The sequence below is a fragment of the Paenibacillus sp. WG02 genome (assembly GCF_055396115.1).
In genome coordinates, this window is the sequence record NZ_AP036016.1 from 6,180,539 (window position 1) to 6,200,094 (window position 19,556).

Genomic DNA, 19,556 nt, shown 5'->3' on the forward strand with positions numbered 1-19,556 from the left:
TATATTATCGGCATTTGTACATGGTAATTTCCGCCAAATTTCGGGAGATAAAACTCGGGAACGCATTAGACAACCAACCGCTAATCATGGTTGTCTAATGCTTATTTATATGACATTATGCTAACTTTTCAATTACAATGGATGCGCTCACTACAGGTGTACCTCCGCCAATAGCGTTTTGCAATACCAAATTACCCATATTATCAATCCGATTCAGAGTTAACGTACCTCCTGCTGTTAATTGAGTAACGACCTGACCTTGGTAAGGTTGGTTTCCTGCGTTTGTGCCATAATTGCTGCAAAGTACCAAGTTAGCTGGAGTAGGACCAGCTGGATCAAAAAACAGTCCAAACGCATTATTACCTTGTGTAGGGAACACTTCCCAACTAATATTATAGGTGCCAGTCTCAAGGATATTGATCGTTTGCGGAGCCGTGAATGAAATGGCCGTACCGTTGATAAGAGAATCATTGAAAGAGACGGCTCCACCTTGCCCGCCGGGGACTGATGCAGCAGCAATGTTTTGTTCCACTGTGCTGCAAAGGAAAGCAAATGAAGAAATCCCACCAGCTGGCCCTTGCGGTCCTTGTGGCCCTTGTGGCCCTTGTGGCCCTTGCGGTCCTTGCGGTCCTGGAGGTCCTGGAGGACCAGGTATTCTACCCATATACAATCACTCCTTATTTGATGTCAAAATCAAGTTATTCACCTAACGGCGTTTTGGCTGGGCTAATGTACCCTAAAGTCCATTTTATTTTCCAAAGTAACAAAATACGCACATTTTCTGTTCAATTGTATTCTTGTCCATACACTTCCAATTTCCTAACATATTCTGTATAGGACTTTCTTTACAGCAATAAGGAGGAAAAAGATGGACAAAGGAAGCGGTTTAGTCGGTATCATGGTTGCTAACCAGTATGAAAGAAAGTATGCCCTGCAAAAATATCTGAATTGTAATACGACCAATATGAAATTATTCTGTTTTACCCCGGCTGATATTGATTGGAAACGGAATAGCATTACCGGCATACATCGAATAAACCGAAAATGGCTTCTAAGCAAATTTCCTTTCCCCGATGTTGTTTACAACCGTTGTTACCGTTTTAATCCTCAAATTATCGAACGTTTAGGTACCATAATCGGCAGTAACAAATGCTTCAATCATATCAACCAATTTAATAAACACGAGGTTCATATTCATTTAAGCCAATGGCTCGCACAATATTTACCGGAAACTATCCTGTACGACAAGGAAAATGTTTTGCGCTTTCTAGATACTCATAAGGTCCTATACGTTAAACCTTGCTATGGAAATAAAGGGAAAAGTGTTTATCGAGTAGAAGTGAAAGATTCGAAGGAGATTCACATTGGAGAGCATCATTTTTCTCCTAAAATCATAGTAGAAGACTCCCTACAACTCCAAGTAAGTATCGATAAGCTTGTGGGTTCGACTCCTTACATCATTCAAAAAGGCGTTGATATTCAACCACTGAACGAACAAGTTTTCGATATCCGAGTACTCGCACAAAAAAATAAGCGAGGTCAATGGTCAGCCACTAATGTTGTCAGTCGATTAGCTCATAAAGGTTGCTTTAACACAAGCATATGCGAGAAGGTTTGTCTATCCGAAAAAGCACTTAAACAATTGTATCCTCCTGATAAAGTTGATGCCATCATTCGCTCAATTTACGACATAAGCTTAAGAGCCGCGGAAATCATAGAAATGGGTACCCACTGCCATTTAGGTGAACTTAGTGTTGACCTTATGCTGGACAGCGCCGGATATCTTTGGATCATTGAAGTGAACGGAAAGCCACAAAAAGAACTGTATGATGAGATAGATAAGCGCGATAGCGTCTATAAACGCCCATTAGAATATGCTCACTTTTTACAAAAAAAATGATTTGCAGTTAAACTAATATATGGGTTACAGCTTGGCAGGGTTACATCTTAAATAGGAAAAGGACAGCATAAACGCATGCTGTCCTCTTATTTTTTAGTTGGATATATCAGAATCGGTATCGTAACGGTAAACAACGTTCCTATATCAATCTCACTCTGCAGTTCAATAGTACCATGGTGAAGTTCAACAATTTTCCGTACAATCGCAAGTCCCAAACCGCTTCCACCTGTCTCGCGATGTCTAGACGCATCCGCCTTATAAAATCGTTCAAATATCCGTTCTTGATCAGATGCAGCGATTCCTATCCCACTATCTTGAATGCGAATGCGAATCCGGTCATTGAGAGGTTCCAACTGAATGTGTATCGTCCCTTTTACAGGTGTGAACTTGATTGCGTTCCCAAGAAGATTCATCCATACCTGACTTAATTGGTCTGCATCCGCGGTAACTTTCACTCGAGGGAGCTCCAAATCAAGCTCCAATTGCTTACTGGACCACTGGGGTTCATAAAATACAACAATTCTACGCAGCTGTTCATCCAAATCGTATGTGGTTGGGTGAAAAGGATGATGCTCCGATTCCAGAGAGGCCAGCTTCAATAAATTATCACTGAGGCGAGCTAACCGCTCACTCTCGCGTTCAATGATTTCCAAGTAACGTCCACGCTCCGCCTCATCAATTTCTGAACCCCTTAGTGCCTTGGAAAAGCCTCGAATCGACGTAAGAGGGGACTGGATTTCATGGGAAACGTTCGAAACAAAGTCTTGCCGCATCTGCTCCAGCTGTTTCAGTTCGCCAGCCATATGATTAAAACTTTGAGCTAGCTGCCCTAGTTCATCCTTTTGCTTCACAGAAACATGAACATTGAAGTTCCCTCGAGCTAATCGTTCTGTAGCCAGCGTCAACTTCTTTAGTGGATTTACTAGATAGCGAGAGGCGACGAGAATGAGCAAGCTGCCTACAATGAGTACGATGAGGAGTACAGTAATGATGGCTGTCTGCCCTTGACGCCGGGCTGCTTCGGAGATGTTTTGATGAATGAAAAGAGCATATGTCGTATCACCTACACGGAGCGGTATCCCTACCTTTATCTGATTTATGGGATCTTTAGGTATGCCATAGTCTAGGCTTTTATACATGTTGCCATGTAAAACAAAGTCTACTTCCGATGCTAAAATACGAGGCTTCCCTTTTTTATCCTTAGAAATTTCTGTAGCAGTCTCGCCGTTTGCGTTAAATAAAGTAAAAATGTAATTCTCATTTAGGCGATTGCTCCCAGCCACAAATGAATCAAGATTACTCGGCTGTACATCTTCAATCAGTTTTACAATTTGCCGGCTTTTCGCCAACATCTCCGTTTGATTATCCATCGCAATCCTATTCATGAAAAAGAAAGTTGCCAGCCAAAAGGCGACTAACAAACTAACCACAACGATAGCCAGAAATGTCAGTACAACGCGCAGATAAAGCGACTTTATCTTAATCATGTATTTACCTCGAGCCTGTACCCAAGTCCGCGAATGGTCGTAATCCGGAACTCCTCCGTCAGCGGTTCGAACCGCTCACGCAAACGTTTAATATGAACATCAACCGTTCGGTCATCACCTTCATAATCGATACCCCAGATCTGCTCAATAAGCTGCGTACGGGTGAAGATTTGTGCCGGATAACTAGCAAGCTTATAGAGGAGCTCGAACTCTTTTAAAGGAAGTGCCAAGCGTTGATCCTGCAACCGCACCTCAAATGCTGTCCGATCAATCATCACATTTCCGAGTGTGATCGTCTGAGACGTGTTGATTCGATAGCGCTTCAGCAAAGCTTTGACACGCATCACCAGCTCCACGGGGTCAAAAGGCTTCACAAGATAGTCATCCGTGCCAAGCTGAAAACCTTTCACCTTGTGGACCGACTCGCTTTTGGCTGTCACCATAAGAAGAGGCAAGTCCGCATATTGCGCCCTTAATTCGCGACAAAGTTCCCAGCCGTCCATCAATGGCATCATGACATCCAATACGACTAAATCCGCCGGAGTTGTTTCAAGCATTCTGAGCGCTTCTCGTCCATTGTTTGCCTGTATAACCACTAAGCCTTCTTTGGCCAAATAAACGCGAATCAACTCTCTGATATCTGCGTCATCATCCACCACCATGATTCTGGTCACGAAACGCTCCGCCTTTCTTGCGGGAACTTAAGCTAAATAAGGTATTGGATCTTTTGAACCCGCTTCTTCAAAACCTTTCAACCGTAACCGGCAGCTGTCACAAACCCCGCAAGCTTCCGCTTTACCATTGTAACAAGACGTGGTTAGCTCGTAAGGAACGCCGATCTTCAAACCTTCTTGCACAATTCGTGCCTTGGTCCAATCAATGAGTGGTGTTTCAATCGTGATTCCTTTCCCTTCAACACCGACCTTGGTCGCAAGAGCAATCACTTCTTCCACTTTATGAATGAATTCCGGACGGCAATCCGGATATCCACTGTAATCGAGGGCATTCACTCCGATATAAATAGCTTCTGATCCGGTCACTTCAGCGTAAGAGGTCGAAATCGAGAGGAAAAGCAAGTTGCGACCCGGTACATAAGTAACTGGAATTTCCTCGGCTCCTTCAGTCAAACCATCCACAACATTCGGAACATCGATGCTATCGTCTGTTAGAGCGCTGCCTCCGAAATCGCGTAAGAATTCAAGCTTGATGATTTTATGACGATGACCGACTCCGTAATGCTCTGCAACTTGCTTGGCATTCTCGATTTCGATCTTATGGCGCTGACCATAGTCAAAAGAAATCGGATATAGCTCGTATCCCGCTTCTTTGGCAATTCCCATGCATGTTGTACTATCTAATCCGCCACTTAGAATGATGACGGCTCTTTTCTTATTATCTTTGCTTGCGCTCATTATAAACACCTCTTTTTCTTCTAGTGAAAAATAGATAAATAAGTAGTCACGCGCTTAGACGCCGCGCATTGCTGGATCCCAAATGATCTTATGCAGCTGCATGTTCAGCTTCACCTTGGACAACCCTGCGTCAAGCATCAGCTCGACGAGTTTTCGCGGCGGCATGGTCTCCCACACCGGGCTGAACATCGGCAGCGCCTTCGTCGGGTGCTGCTCCAGCACTTCCACCGCGGTGCGGAAATCGTGCTCGCTGCCGATGACGAACTTCAGCTCGTCCTGCTCGCGCAGCAGGGCGAGATTGCTTATGATCATCTGCCCCATCTCGCCAGAGTCGGGCAGCTTAAAGTCCATGATGTATCGCACCTTCGGCGATGCGACACGCTCTACGAACAGTGCGAGATCGATCGCGCCGTTCGTCTCGATATGCAGGTCATCGACCTGCTCCAGCTCAGCGAGCGCGTCGATTAACGCGAGCGACTTCTCGCCGTACAGGAGCGGCTCGCCGCCGGTAAGGCAAATATGCCGGGAGCGGTACGTCTGGACCTTGCTGATAATTTCAGCAATGGTCATGACGTTCTCCGCTTCCGCGGGCGGGTAGCTGTACTTGGTGTCACACCAGGTACAGCGCAGGTTGCAACCAAAAAGACGGACGAAGACCGTCGGGAACCCGGCACGGGTCCCTTCGCCTTCAACCGTCTCGAAGATCTCGACCATTGGAATGCGGATATCTCGCATTACACATCCTCCTCCATCATCGAGCGTGTGATGGCCGCATAGCTCGTCGGCGTTTCCCACAGCCGGATTTCTTCCAGCATGATCGCTGGATAAAGTTGTTCCTCAAGCAAAGCTTGATGAATTTCCTCATACATCCAAACGACCATATTTTCAGCGGTTGTATTCATAGCGGGCAGCACATCATTCAAATATTTATGGTCCAATCGGTCAACGACACGTTCTTTTGCAATACGTTTAATATCACCAAAATCTATAGCGATCCCCCGGCTATCTACTTTTCCGCGCATAATAACTTGCAGTCTATAGGTATGGCCGTGTAGATTTTTACATTTTCCTTCATAACAATGCAAATGATGAGCACTGTCAAACGTAAATTCTTTGGAAATCAAAACGGACTTGTGATGATATTTTAATTGGTTCTCTTGGATGTCACGCCCCAACATTTGCACATCTCTGGGGATATCATAGCTCATATCTATCACCTCATAATTATGAAAAAAACAGTACTCTACATTCTATCACGAAGAGACCGTTTTTCACAATCAATCTTGTTCTTTTCGTCTTCCCTTTTGCGACCAGTCCAAATGACCCCGAATCTCCTGAATCCGTTCATTCTCATTACGTAAATCCGATTCAATTAGAGCTGTAAGACTTTCAATTTGATCAACCACGGTATCGGGAAGCTCAACCTCTTCAACTGATTTTACAATATAAAGCAAACATTGCAGCGTCTCATCCATAAGGCTCTTCTTCTTGCCGGTTAAGATGACTTCGGAGAGAAAAATAAGGTGACTCAACTCTTTTTGCGTCATTTTCAAGAGGAACATCCCCTTTCTTGCTTCCATTATCCAACATTTTCCGACATCGCGAAAGACTCTCTTGACAACTTAAACTATAACATTTATGATTACAGTAATTGTTATGAATTAGTTTACTGATTGGATTTTTTTTCAAATGATAAAACTGAATGCTTCGAAACACACTAAAAAGAATTTATAACCTTGGAGGGAAACCTAATGAGTACAGAAGTTAAATCCGAAGTTTTGAAAGTTTTAGAAGACCGTCATTCCGTAAAGCAATATCAAGCTGGGCACAAAATGCCGAAAGCCGATCTTGAGCAGCTGCTGAAATCAACGTCACAAGCACCATCTTCATGGAATCTTCAACACTGGAAGCTTCTCGTTATTGATGATCAAGCTCAAAAAGAGAAATTACTTCCTATCGCATACGGACAAAAGCAAATCGTTGAGAGCTCCGTTGTTATCGCTATTCTAGGCGATCTCGAAGCTAACAAAAACACAGAACGCGTTTTTGGTCCAGCAGTTGAAGCTGGCCACATGCCAAAAGAATTGTACGACACTCTTGCGGCTCAAATCGAAGGCGCATATCAATACCCACAAGTTGCTCGTGATGAAGCTATTCGTAACGCATCCTTAGCTGCTATGCAGCTTATGATTGCTGCTAAAGCACTTGGCTATGACACATGCCCAATGGGTGGTTATGATGCCGGCAAATTCGTTGAAGCATTCAATGTACCTGCACGTTATGTACCTGTTATGCTGATTAGCGTAGGTTTAGCAGCTACTCCAGCAAGACCTTCAGGACGCCTTCCTTTGGATCAAATCATCGTTTCTAATACATTTTAATTAAACGAAAGGCATGACTTCCATCTAAGGAAGTTCATGCCTTTTTTAATTGGTGTTAGCTTTTGGTGCTAACTCAATGATACTGATCCGTTTCGAACCAAATTTCATCAATTAGCTTATTTCTATACAGCATGGATACATTAAACGTTTCGTACTCTTTTTCTTTATCCAACTCTTCAAGCAATAATGTCGCAATTAGCTCTCGATCATCCGAATCTCCTGGCTCTCGGAAATCAATGAATCCTGTAAGCTGGCGAGAACTGATATCCACCGTTGCAGTACCAATTGGCAAACCACCATGGGATTGCTGATAAATTTCATACGTGAGGGTATCGCCATCATCTCTGGCCAAATTAATCGTATAATCCTCCGGAGATGGATGCATCGAATCTGCTTCTATGTCATCAACCAAATCTAACAAATCAATGTGCGTTAATTCCACCGTATCTACGGTTTCCCCATTATAGATCATATTAAAAATAAACGTATCCGTTTCATCCTCATTGAAATCTTCAACAATAAGCTCCGATACCCTATCCATTTCCTCATCAAAAGGATCGAATCTCCACGTTATATCTCCAATCACATCCGTACCAAACATATGAAGACTTATCTCTGCAACGAGCTCCGAGTCTTTATCATAAACATGATAATCCACACGGTTTCTACTTTCACCTACAATAACAAGCTCATAGCCCTGTTGTTTCTTGCGTTCCTGAATCATTTCCATTTTATCCGGAGCATTCTCTGAGTCGATGTCATCAAATCGGGTTTCGTCCCTCACCCACTCATAATCTACCTCATCGTCATGATCATGACGAGTGTACGAATGAGAATCCGCTTCGGTCATGGTAGGTTGTAAGGCATGGTCCGTCGCGATAACGAGATCATAATCACTGTAACTAAATAATACCTCGCACTCCTCAATAGACAGTGCATCAATGACATTCTGAACATATGACTGAACGAAATCATATACCTTCTCTTTGTCCACGATCGTAATGGACTGCTGCTCCAGATGAATCGAGCCTTTAAGTCGATCCGATTCCCTGTAGACTAGCGTTAACGTACCGACAAACTCCCCATTGTACACAATATCGCAGACTTCTCCGCCTGCCGTTTTCAGGTCGGGTCTCAGCATAATATCGGCCACGACTTTACTCGCCTCCTCTACAGATCTTATGATTCTTCTGTAGATTGTCCCAACATCGTCCAAAATATGAGTATTTAGGATAAACGAAAAAGGACAGTTTCCAGCATCATGGTAAATGACATGGAACCATCCTATTTCTATTTACTGTGATCATTTAGACGTTGGCGTTCGGCTTCTATGGTTGCGAGTCGTTGACCAACGATGTTTACCAAGCGTGGATTTTGCTTTAACACATTTGAATAAATAGCCCTAGATACAGAAGACTTTCCTGCACGATGAGCGATGTCTCCCAAAGCCACATCTACCTTCCACTCCCCTATCTCATGATCTGGAGAAACGATACTCCGAAAGGAATGGAATGATTCTTTTGCCTTTTTGAAACCACTTTCTGCATCTCTATAGAGCTCATCAGTTTGCTTCATACGAACTTGTGCAAGCATATAATGCGCATCAGGGAAATCTGACTGATAATCCAAAGCTTTCATACAATACACGGCAGTCTGTTCCCAATCCTTACGCTGAAAATAAATATCCATTAGATATTTATAGATATCAAGCAGCCTTCCAAAAAGCGAATGAGGTATTGCTCTTCGTTCTGCTTCGATCAGAGCCTCCACAGCATCTGTTTCTATACCTGCTCCCAGAAGTTCTCTACCAAGATAGAACCACCATGCTGGATTATCCGCATCTTCCTCAATCATTGTTCGCAACAAGTTCAGGTTCCGATCAATTTTCTGCTTGCTTGCCATAACATCTGGTTCATAACCATCATGAAACACTCTAACCTTAACTTTATGACGAGCGGCTTCATTGTTATAAATACCCGATTCAGTTCCTACCTGCTCATGAACCCTACCCCAATAGCGAAGTCCACGCCCTAGAGGAAATAATCTCGTCTGTGAAAAATTGTGTTTCACGTTATTTTGAATCAGATTAATTTGCCAAAAACATAAGATAGCCGGCACTGTCGATTCATGATAAATTCCTGCTGCCTGTCTGACGGCATCTTTATCTTCTTTCACTAGGTACTCATCTGCATCGATCCAAAATACCCAATCCGTATGCATATGCAGCAATCCTGTATTGCGAGCCGCGGCAAAATCATTCGTCCACTCATAAGGAATGATCGTAACATTGGGATACTCCGATGCAAGTTCCGCTGTGCGGTCCGTGGAACAATCGATAAGTACAATTTGATCGACTGCGCCTTGAAGTGAGTCTAAACAACGCTGGATGGTATCCTCCATATTATACGAGATGATGCCTGCCGTAATGCTGACCTTCCTCACATGAAGCAAACCTTCGATGTCGACACGTTCGTCGCCTGGAGGAACTGCCTTGAGAGCATCCAACACTGGAGCGACCCAAGTTGCTTCTGGATCAAGCAGCCATGCACGTTGGAATGCTTTATTTGCAGCACCGCCGTAGCCTTGATGCATTAGGGCTTCCCCTAGAAAGACCCAGTTTTGCGCTTCCAAAGGGTTGCCCCTTATTAGATCCTTTGCTGCTAACTCTGCTTCCTTGTATCTTTGCTGTTGTAGATGTTCAATGATAGAAGCATTTCGTTGCATGAGTCACCTGTTTAATTTAATGGATAGGTAAATGGTACAGTGAATATTAATTCATTTTTATAATTTAAAGTTACTGCTGTTGAACCTGTTCCGTTACTTTCTGAATAAACCGTATTATAACTGCCAAAAGGAGTTCCATTTTTAATAAAAGGAGAACTTACTACAACATCGTTCCATTCTGAATCACTTGCAAATAATTGCGTAACTTCGAATCCACGATTTGAATTTGATCTTACCATTGGGATAGCACTTATTTGCATTTTATCTTTAATAGTTACATTATTTGTTTCATCTTTGGCTGTTACCGTAATGTCAATCGGACTATTAGTTTCAGCATTAATTTCCGAACTAAAATACAATGAATTTGTATAATCAATACCATAAGTTATTCCAGTGACTGATGAATTGTTTAAATAAACCGAATATGTGACGGAAGAGCCCGGAACAGGTACTAAAAGACTTTGCAAATTCAATTTTAATTGACTGCCTAAGATTATCTTTCTATTCACTAAACTATCTCTAGGAGTAACTATAAACTTACGATCTTCTCTCTCATCCCCGTTAATGGCCGATATTATATAAGTCTTAGCCATTGAGTCTGGTGTGAAAGTAGCTTCTGTACCCGAAATAGTCAAATGGCCCGAGGCTCCATTAAGATCAAAATTAGTATTAGGATTAATGGTGAAGTAGTTAGCTAAATCTATAGTAATGGAAGATTCCGTGTCTAAGATAAAGTTTTCAGTTTCAGTAATATGAAAAGGGATCTTTCCTTTCGTTAATCCTCCATGATGATCAACTATAAGAACATTCAGGTCAAAATCTCCTGTTCTTAATGGAGTCAAGTCGTATCCATGTAAGATTTCGCCACTCGCATCATACTTCTCTTCATATTGAATATTTCCGTTATTCCTATCAATAAAAATAACATCTAACATATTTTCATCATTATCACTAAAGTACTTATAAATTTGCTGTTCGATTTCCAAACTATGAATTGGTTCTCCTACAATGCCATGAATTTTATCGGTTGTTTCCAACTGGTAAGGTGCTGAATTAATTGAGTCATACTCAAATGGATCATAGTTATTGATCGTTTTAGGACTTATATTCCTTAGTAATCCTTTAACTACTTGGTCATTCGTCTGATCTTGTTCAGAGGACTGATTCATTAGATTTAGAACATTTGAAATATCAAACTTAAATTCATCCGGATTCCCTGTATTAGGGACTACAATAACTTGAAATGTGTCTGTGATCTGAGTGTAAGATGGCTCTTCATACCTTGTTCCAGTTACAGTGAATGTAGCTTTACCAACGGAACTAGCAGTAATTTCATAGATCCCATGATTTCCTAAAGTGTATTTGCCCTTAGCGATATTTTCCTCAGTCTCATTCTGAACGACAGACGTATAATCCGCACTATACAAAGAATCTAAATCGATATATTTGGTTCCGTTTAGTGGTATAACAATCGTTGTTATTTTATCCACTGAAATTGTTGGAGTAACTGAAGGTGATACAATGGCTGCATACCCCTGCTGAGCAGGAGCAACTAAAAAAGGCACAGCCAAAATCGCAGTACTAGCAATAGCCCCTACTATTTTCTCCTTTTTACTAAAAGCTTTCTTCTCTTTCCCCATCTCTACACCACCGTTATCAATTTTCTTTCTCTCATTCTACCATACGTCATAATTTGGAAGAACCCCCCAAAACGACAAAAATCCTCAAAAACCGAGGATTTTATCGAAATTTTAGATTATAAACAGTATTTCAAGATAGCTTCACGTACACCCTCGTCATTATTAGAGGAAGTTACCGCATCCGCTGCTTCTTTCACACCATCTGGCGAATTTTCCACAGCGATGCCGAGTCCTGCGAATTCCATCATTTCCAGATCGTTATAGTAATTGCCGATAGCCATGATCTCACTAGAATCAATCCCTAATGAAGCAGCCAAAGCTTTCAAGGCGTTGCCTTTATTGGCCTTTGGACTCATCACATCAATGAAGAGGTCGCCACTGCGAATCATCCGCATTTGACCGTACAGCTTCTGTTCTTCCCATTCCTTTTGAACGCGGTCCAGCTCAGTTTGGCTAAAAAGTGTAAATTTCACTAATGGCAGACCAAGCTCTGATACATTAGTCACAAGTTTAGGGCTAATCAGATACTTTTGATACATCTGTTTTTCGTACTCACTAATCCGTTCAATATACATGTTAAAAGAGGTGCATACATCGAAATGAATGCCTTCTCTCCGTACATAATCCAACATAGGCTCAATTTCAGGAATCGTAAAAGCAAACTCATTGATCAATGTCTGACCCCGTTCATCCGCGTGAACTGTCGCCGCGCCATTGTGCGTAATCATCGTTCCCTCAAGCCCGAGCTGCTCAAGAATAGGCAGCGTGCTTGCTGGGGCTCTTCCGGTACATAGCACAATATGACACCCTTGATCATGTACCTCCTGAATCGTTTCAATCGTACGTTCTGATAATTCATGCTCATCATTTAAAAGAGTTCCGTCTACATCAAGTGCAATTAATCGATATCTCAAGATTTTCTCTCTCCCCTATGCTTCGCCTTTTTATCGACCTATTGTACCATAGGAAGACATGGGATTCATCGAATTTACATAAAAAAGACAGCTATCCGAAGATAACTGCCTCCAATTATTGAACCCTATGAACTCCGACTGATTTATTGACATTGCCAATGATTTTGACAGGAATGTCCTCCTTTTTCACAACGCCGTTGCGGTAACGAATTTGAAAATGGATGGTTTGCAATCCTTTAGGCAAGCCCTCCACAAATGACTGGAATTTCGCATCAAATAGTTCACCGCTAAAAGAGGTCGCATCCCCTCCTGCTGCAACTAAACGCTCAGACACATAAAGTGCATGCCCATCTAACCCTGTCGTATCGAGCCAAGCTGTCACTTCGTCTACAGGAGCAGGTGAACTCTTACTAGAAACTATGAAAATTTCACCAGAGTAGAAGTCCTTAGGTGCCGAAACCGTTTGGTGACCACTCTTTTCATGCAAAACCAGCCAGTTGTCTGTATAAGTGACATCCGAATGAATCGTTAAGGGCATCGCCGAAATCATTTTAACTATGGTATTAGAAAGACGTCCATCTGATACGGTTAACGACACCTTATACATACCAGGCTTAAGGAATCGATGAGACATATCTTTATTAGAAAAAGTGGAAGTAACCCCGTCAGGCTGCTCTAATTTCCACGCATAGGTTAGAACATCACCATCTGGGTCGAAAGAGGTATTCATGCTTGTCACTACATCCCCCTCCCAAACCGGCTTTGGAGACCAATCAAATTCGGCTACAGGTGCTTGATTGATATAAAACCATGTTTGAGTGGAATAATCGGACCAAGTAACCCCATCAAATACTCTAACTCTGACGCGGAGTTTTTGACCAGCTGGAAGTTCCTGATTAACCATCCATCTCCCCACGTTAGAAACCGTCCCTTGGTAGAACTGCCCTGAATCCAGCAACAATACATTGTTAGCCTCATTGGTAATTTGCATTTGGAAATAAGTGAAAGTTGTTCCCGGATCAGGATCGGTTTGGCTCCACTCAAAGGTAGGGCGCAGCTCGGAGAAAATGGTAGGCGCAGCTTGCGTCCCACTTGGAATCGTCATGTTGGCTACTGGAGGTCTATTCGTCGTAAACCAACCGGAATTAGACCACGCCGACCAGTATCTTCCATCATGTACTCTAACTTGAACTTGGAAGGGGCCGTTTTGACCTTGGATTAACGAAAGACCAAACCACTCTGTAGGATGAGTATTCCAATTATTGGAAATTGTATAATAATCACAGTTGTTCCAAGAGCTATTTTCGCTATCATAGCTGCAAAAGTGCGCAAAACTGCCATATCTTTGAGCATCGTACACGTACCCATATTGGCTATACTGAACTTGAGTTCCATTAGCATCTAGAATACGATATTGAAAACTGCGATACTCCGTAGGAACATCTGGATCATTCTGATTCCAAGAAGGTTTCAAAACTCCGTCAGAAATAGGTGTAGGATTGACTTGCGTTCCGTTAGGGAAAGTCAAGGTAGCCGTGGGAGGGAATCCTAATGCAAAATACCTTTCCGACCATCCAGACCATTCTCCTTGCTCATCCTGTACCCTGATTCTAACCCTGTAAGTTAGATTGGAGTATACAGTCATTGGATAGTTATAGCTTAATGAAACTGTATGACCATCACTGAGTACATTAGAGACTTTTGCAATATTAGGGTTATTCATACTAAACCATTGCCATTGCGGATTATTATAATAATTGTAGTAGTATTGTTGCACGTCAATCTCTGAGCGTACAATTCGGCTATCCGCATCGTAATCTACCGCATTCCAAGTAAATAATGGATTATTCCCTGCTGATCCAGACGGATTATTTATATCCGTACTCGTATGGCTCGTGATATCAACGAAAGGCGCATGATTCGCAGGTGGTGCGTCTAGCCACAATATAGCCTCTGCCCAATCAGACCACACACCGTATTCATCTTTAACAGCTACCCTAAACGTATAAGCCCCCATTTCTTTTACTCTCGTTAATTTTCCATTGACGGTTGTACCATCTGGTTTTATGTACTCGTATCTGCGTTCAATAATTCCTCGCGATGCCGAATAATCAATGCCAGTTGGTTCCGTAGAGTAAGTCCAGTTGTTTAACCAACGATCCGGGTCATAGCTCTGATCATCATAAGTTACGTTATAATAGATATCTTGATTTACATTCAAAACCCCTATAGGTCTACGATGAATCAATACATTTCTAGAGTAAGGGTCCGATTCAGAGAGGTACTCTGCAAAGGCAGGATTCGGATATTTATAACCAGCAGGCGTAGGATCATCTGCACCAATAAAGGTTATTTTATAAACCCCTACCTTATCTAGTATTTTTATCGGATCTCCATTAAATGTTTGATTATTGTAAGCTGAAAGACCACTTTTACCATCCCCCGAATCTAAAAATTTCGTAGAGTTCGTATGCTCGTACTTCCATTTATCCTTACTAATCAAATGATCATCACTTTCAGGATCCACAAACTCCGTAGAGTAAGTCAGTTCTTCTCCCGCAATGCCGATATCGCTAATTTTGTTGTTATCTACAATCGGCACTTTAACATAGAAGTTACGGAAATGAGAACCATACCCGCCTATGAAAAAACCATAAGTACCTTCAGTAAGCGTATGATCGGTTACTTCCATAATAGGAACTGTACCCATCCGCACTTTTATTTTTCCACCTCTAACACTAACCTTCATGTTGTTAAAAGATGTCGTAGATAACCAGACTGGAGTAGACCGTAACTCGGTACGTATACCACCATCGAGCTTCGATAAGCTTATTTTGTTCGTTGTGAACTCTAATCGATACATCGTATCGTTATTAGTTGCCCTGAAGATTAAACCCGAAGGAGCATTCACATTCGTATTCACACTAGATTGTAAGAAATCGAACACGTAATCAGCGTCTGCAATACTCGTATCCTTCTTCATGGTTTGACCAATTTCCGCTAAAGCGTAGCTAGTAGGACTAGTGGTTCCACCATTTATTTTAAAATAGTAAAATTTACGTTCAGATTGACTATCATCTTCATCATAGTGAGAAACATAGCTGCCGACACTACAAGAACCACAAGAAGTCCATTGGAAGTTCCATCTTCTCAATTTATAATGCTCTTCTTGAAGAACGACTTGAAACTCTCCATCTGCACTTAATCCTGCCGAAGATACTGTATATCTAAACCTCTCTTGAAGAGTTTGCTCGTGAGTGAAGGTATTAGTGGGTCTAATTCCTTTTGTTGTATATGAAGCGAGTTGATTTGCGAACTTATCAGCAACTACGATTTTGTTCATACCGTCAACAATATAGACATATCCGTCAGCCGAAACAGAATAATTCACATCAATTAAAGTTGAACTATCGCTGTCTGAACCGTCACCTCGTATTACGCTGCCATCTGTAGTCCTTGAACGATTATTGAAGTAGAGATCTTTGTATATTTCTATCTTCTTAGTAGCACCTGTTTGTTTATTATAGGAAACAAAATATTCACTAACCGTGCCTGCTCGGTTACTACTAGATCCCGAACTCCCAGAACTATATGTATCCGTCGTTAGATTCATTGGTTGTTCTCGATATAGAAATACTTCTGAGTCCTCATAGATACCCGTAAGAGTAGGTGCAGGAGTAACCGTATTCGCAGGCACTTCTAAACCAGTCTCTACGTCAAGCCAAGTAGTCACTACACACCAACATCCATAAGAATAGGTGCTTCCAAGCGATACCTTGGTTCCATCATTGTTTAATTTCAGGTTAGCATGAGGTGATCTTGTTCCACTTTCACTAGACGAACAGTCACCAGAACAGCCGTCATAGATGTACTGACCAGAACGCTTCCAAGATATTGTGCCATCAGCCGTTTTACGATAAATAGTCCAGGTCTCACTATAATCATTATCATTATAATAACCGGATTTGAAATCTACCGAATAAGCGCCGCCTTTAGCATCAAATGCTAGAAACTTTCCTGGATTATCAGGTGTAGGCTTAATAGGGACATACTTTTGTTGAACAGAATCGTACGTATTTCCCAACCCTCCATCTATCCTAGTGTTCGTCCCATCAAAAAATGGAATGGAACCAACAGAACCAACTCCATATCTATTACCCAAAAATTGTGTGTTAAATAACTGAGGAATGGGGAAGGTATGCCAAGCGCTATAAGTTGTTTTTTGGTACTGTTCTGGAGTAATCGTTAATCCGGTTGCAGGTCCATTAAATGGCTGTTTACCATAATGAGATGTTAAACCATTGGTGGCAGTGTTATATGTAAATCCAATATCTCTCACTTTATTCAAATTAGGATTTGTTAAAGAAGAGCCTTGCCATTGATCTCCATATGCCATTAACATTTCATTTTCCGAGGTTGTATGAAATAAAGGAGGTTCTGGATTCGCGCTTGTAACAGAGAATGAAACTTCGGGGGAATCATTTTTGATATCAACCACATAGCTTCTGGTATTCGTTAAACCCCAATCCTCCTTTGTTTTTACCGTTAATTTATACTTACCAACCTTAGGAGCTGTAAGAATAGCCGATCCACCAACGGATATCGGAATATTTAAAGGCATATGATCGTTGAAAATTCCATCGTCATTGCTATCGTACACATAGGTAATAGACGTTTCTACGATTACATCCCCATCGGGACTGTAAGATAAATCCCTAAACAGAACATTTCCTCTCACGGCAAAGATAGGTAAATTGATAACAGCTACTGGAGGTTTATCCTCAACAACGTTTATGTTCTTAATTGCTATGTTTTCTGGCAAGCTGCGTACTCCGTAATTGTCCTTTACTTCTAAGGTTACAGTCTCTATACCAACATTCGGATAAACCGGCAGATTATTCGTCCAGAAATACTCCGTTATCGTTCTGTTTTTAGCTGGTTTACTGCATGCTCCATTAATCGCATTAGCTGCAAGAGGGCGGTTTTGTACAACGCGATTTGGTATGTTAATACAGGGTAAAGGCTCAGGACGCATGATAGATATTGTTGCATCCTTTTGCGTACAAGCTCCCTTATCGTCACACATTTTTGCAGTAATTGAATGGTCTCCAGCTGTTGATGCTGTTAGCCACGTAAGCTTATCCTCACCCTTTAGATAACCCATAGAAGGGAAGCTCTTAATCCAATTACTTGAGCTGCTTGGGAACAACCACTCGAAAGTAACAATATCATCGTCAGGATCGTAGTGGTTAGGTGCAATTTCTGGCAACAACCTCACATTTAATTTATCACCAACAATGGAATCGGATATAGGTGTCCTGCTATAGTAATCCGCATCAGCAAACCATCCAATCTCAAATTGAGGTGGTCTATTTGGCGGTTTTGGACCAACTGTAAACTTGCCTTCATAGAAATAAGAAGTTCCTCCACAACTATCCTCAAGCTTGTATTCAATAACCACTTCTCCGCTTGTAATATTGCCTGGATAACCCGTAAACCCCATCATCCCATAGGCAAAAATAGACATATCACTTGTTGAAGTACTTGTGAGTGTACTCCAACCGTATTGAATATATGCACCCGTAGTTTGGGATAAAATGAACCTCCCTTGAACAGGTGTACATCCAGAAGGAATCGTCCAGTCAGCTTTAATAAGGTTGGAATCTTTCCATGGAATTGAGGGTTTATCTGCTGAGGTAGTTCCATCATAAGAACCTCCTCCTCCAGAACAACTTGCTTGAGGTGTAATGATCTGGCTAAAAACATTATTCGAGGATGTAGTTTCTGAGATATCGTCATTGGAGTCAACGGTTAGCGTAATACTTTTCATACTGCTGAAGGTGTAGGGGATGATCTCGGTTTTGGTCTCTCCTGAGGCTAATCCAGATGAGTAGGAAAGAGTTTTGAACACTGTGCCGTCGGCAGCTAGGGTTACTTGGAAAGAAGTTCCACTCGGAATGGATACACCGGAGTTTTTGAACTTGATGGTGAGGTTGGTGCTAACATTTGAAAGTACGCATGTTCCTGCGTCGATGGATAAGGCTGCTAGGTCCGGTTTATCCGGTGGAACAAAAGTGACTTCTATTCGGGTTTGGTATTTGTAGGTTTCGCCTTTCCATTTACCGATGGCGTACATGTGATAGTTACGTAATAAGCCATATGGTGGTGTTTGGCCACCTGTGATTGAATCGAGCTCCTCGTAATCTACAGGATCCACTGAACCGTCAAGGGCTAACATAGTTCTGATCATCCCTTGGCCGTCTATTTTCCCTCTCCCGTAGGATAAAGGAATAGCTGTAGATAATGGATGCTGTTCAGCACCGACAATTGAGATGGAACTTTGTAACAATTTATCGCCATCGGTTATTTCAGGTGATCCGTCCTTAAGTACTACAGAGGACTCGTCTATAAACCACCTATTTGGACGATCGACCTCATAAGCTGTTGTAACTGCCCATCCTTCTTTAACAAAGTCTTTTTCAATATCTCCGCTTGCAGGGGAATTTGTTTTTCCAGATATTTTGTATTGATTTGAATCATAGCTATACCGTAAATCGGGTCCATTTTTTGAACCTCCTACATCACGGTAATCGAATGAAGTTACTGAGTACCTATACCTACCAAGAACTGGTATTAATCCTGGGTATGTTGAAGGATTTCCAGAGAAACCGTTAAATTCAACAGCAGGTGTTTCTTCACCCTTATGCTCCCATATCTTTCCCTGAGGTTGTCTATATATTTGATGTCCAGGCTTTGTTTCAGACTTACCATACACATGTATTTGTTCACCACTTATCGAAGTAATATTAATAAAAGAACCCGAAAAACAGCTCGAACATGCTATTTCTGTTCCATTATTGATGATTTTTACGGAAGTAATATTTCCAGATAAATAAGGACTAATGTCCTTATTTATCTGTTTGGCTGCAGAAGCAGAATATTGTACATTGACAGATGTTTCTTTAAACTGACCTTCTTCATAATCATAATTCAGTGTTTTAGAGCTAGCAGCATCAGCTTGGAAACTATCAATAAAAGGGGATATTATTTGAGTTATTAATAAAAATAACAATATTTTTGCAGTAAAGTTTCGCAATG

The 19,556-nt window shown here is 41.8% G+C and carries 14 protein-coding genes; 2 read left to right on the forward strand and 12 right to left on the reverse strand.

Annotation, left to right across the window (positions count from 1 at the left end):
• Positions 1-115 precede the first annotated feature (115 nt).
• The gene (locus ACBP55_RS27975) at positions 116-664 is read right to left on the reverse strand and encodes a collagen-like protein (RefSeq protein ID WP_464646286.1); all 549 of its coding nucleotides are present in this window, start codon (positions 662-664) and stop codon (positions 116-118) included.
• A gap of 204 nt (positions 665-868) precedes the next feature.
• Between ACBP55_RS27975 and ACBP55_RS27980 the strand changes: the two genes are divergently transcribed.
• Positions 869-1,900, forward strand: a complete 1,032-nt coding sequence (locus ACBP55_RS27980) for a YheC/YheD family endospore coat-associated protein (protein WP_464646288.1) — start codon at positions 869-871, stop codon at positions 1,898-1,900.
• Between the two features lie 86 nt (positions 1,901-1,986).
• On the opposite strand, the gene ACBP55_RS27985 is transcribed toward ACBP55_RS27980, so the two are convergent.
• The 6 genes from ACBP55_RS27985 to ACBP55_RS28010 all read right to left on the reverse strand — a co-directional run bounded on the left by ACBP55_RS27985 (position 1,987) and on the right by ACBP55_RS28010 (position 6,346).
• Positions 1,987-3,387: a sensor histidine kinase gene (locus ACBP55_RS27985; RefSeq protein WP_464646290.1), complete on the reverse strand. Its 1,401-nt coding sequence runs from the start codon at positions 3,385-3,387 to the stop codon at positions 1,987-1,989.
• The gene (locus tag ACBP55_RS27990) at positions 3,384-4,061 is read right to left on the reverse strand and encodes a response regulator transcription factor (protein ID WP_464646292.1); all 678 of its coding nucleotides are present in this window, start codon (positions 4,059-4,061) and stop codon (positions 3,384-3,386) included. The genes ACBP55_RS27985 and ACBP55_RS27990 overlap by 4 nt, the downstream gene beginning before the upstream one ends.
• Before the next feature lie 27 nt (positions 4,062-4,088).
• A complete protein-coding gene (gene queC, locus ACBP55_RS27995) occupies positions 4,089-4,799 on the reverse strand; it encodes a 7-cyano-7-deazaguanine synthase QueC (RefSeq protein WP_464646294.1) in 711 nt (236 codons plus the stop codon).
• A gap of 54 nt (positions 4,800-4,853) precedes the next feature.
• Positions 4,854-5,534, reverse strand: a complete 681-nt coding sequence (locus ACBP55_RS28000) for a 7-carboxy-7-deazaguanine synthase QueE (RefSeq protein WP_464646296.1) — start codon at positions 5,532-5,534, stop codon at positions 4,854-4,856.
• Positions 5,534-6,007, reverse strand: a complete 474-nt coding sequence (gene queD / locus ACBP55_RS28005; RefSeq protein WP_464646298.1) for a 6-carboxytetrahydropterin synthase QueD — start codon at positions 6,005-6,007, stop codon at positions 5,534-5,536. The genes ACBP55_RS28000 and queD overlap by 1 nt, the downstream gene beginning before the upstream one ends.
• A gap of 69 nt (positions 6,008-6,076) precedes the next feature.
• A complete protein-coding gene (locus ACBP55_RS28010) occupies positions 6,077-6,346 on the reverse strand; it encodes a hypothetical protein (RefSeq protein WP_464653426.1) in 270 nt (89 codons plus the stop codon).
• A gap of 204 nt (positions 6,347-6,550) precedes the next feature.
• Here ACBP55_RS28010 and ACBP55_RS28015 point away from each other — a divergent pair, with 204 nt between their 5' ends.
• Entirely contained in the window at positions 6,551-7,180 is a 630-nt protein-coding gene (locus tag ACBP55_RS28015) for a nitroreductase family protein (protein WP_464646300.1), read from the forward strand.
• Positions 7,181-7,253: 73 nt separating this feature from the next.
• On the opposite strand, the gene ACBP55_RS28020 is transcribed toward ACBP55_RS28015, so the two are convergent.
• The 5 genes from ACBP55_RS28020 to ACBP55_RS28040 all read right to left on the reverse strand — a co-directional run bounded on the left by ACBP55_RS28020 (position 7,254) and on the right by ACBP55_RS28040 (position 19,554).
• Positions 7,254-8,333, reverse strand: coding sequence for a hypothetical protein (locus ACBP55_RS28020; protein WP_464646302.1), 1,080 nt, complete (start codon positions 8,331-8,333; stop codon positions 7,254-7,256).
• A gap of 137 nt (positions 8,334-8,470) precedes the next feature.
• Positions 8,471-9,904 (reverse strand): glycosyltransferase, encoded by a 1,434-nt coding sequence (locus tag ACBP55_RS28025; protein WP_464646304.1) that lies wholly within the window; start codon positions 9,902-9,904, stop codon positions 8,471-8,473.
• 11 nt (positions 9,905-9,915) lie between these two features.
• On the reverse strand, positions 9,916-11,544 hold the full coding sequence (locus tag ACBP55_RS28030) for a hypothetical protein (RefSeq protein ID WP_464646306.1): 1,629 nt from the start codon (positions 11,542-11,544) through the stop codon (positions 9,916-9,918).
• A 116-nt stretch (positions 11,545-11,660) separates the two neighbouring features.
• Entirely contained in the window at positions 11,661-12,458 is a 798-nt protein-coding gene (locus tag ACBP55_RS28035; RefSeq protein ID WP_464646308.1) for a Cof-type HAD-IIB family hydrolase, read from the reverse strand.
• Between the two features lie 115 nt (positions 12,459-12,573).
• The gene (locus tag ACBP55_RS28040; RefSeq protein ID WP_464646310.1) at positions 12,574-19,554 is read right to left on the reverse strand and encodes a PKD domain-containing protein; all 6,981 of its coding nucleotides are present in this window, start codon (positions 19,552-19,554) and stop codon (positions 12,574-12,576) included.
• Positions 19,555-19,556: the final 2 nt, after the last annotated feature.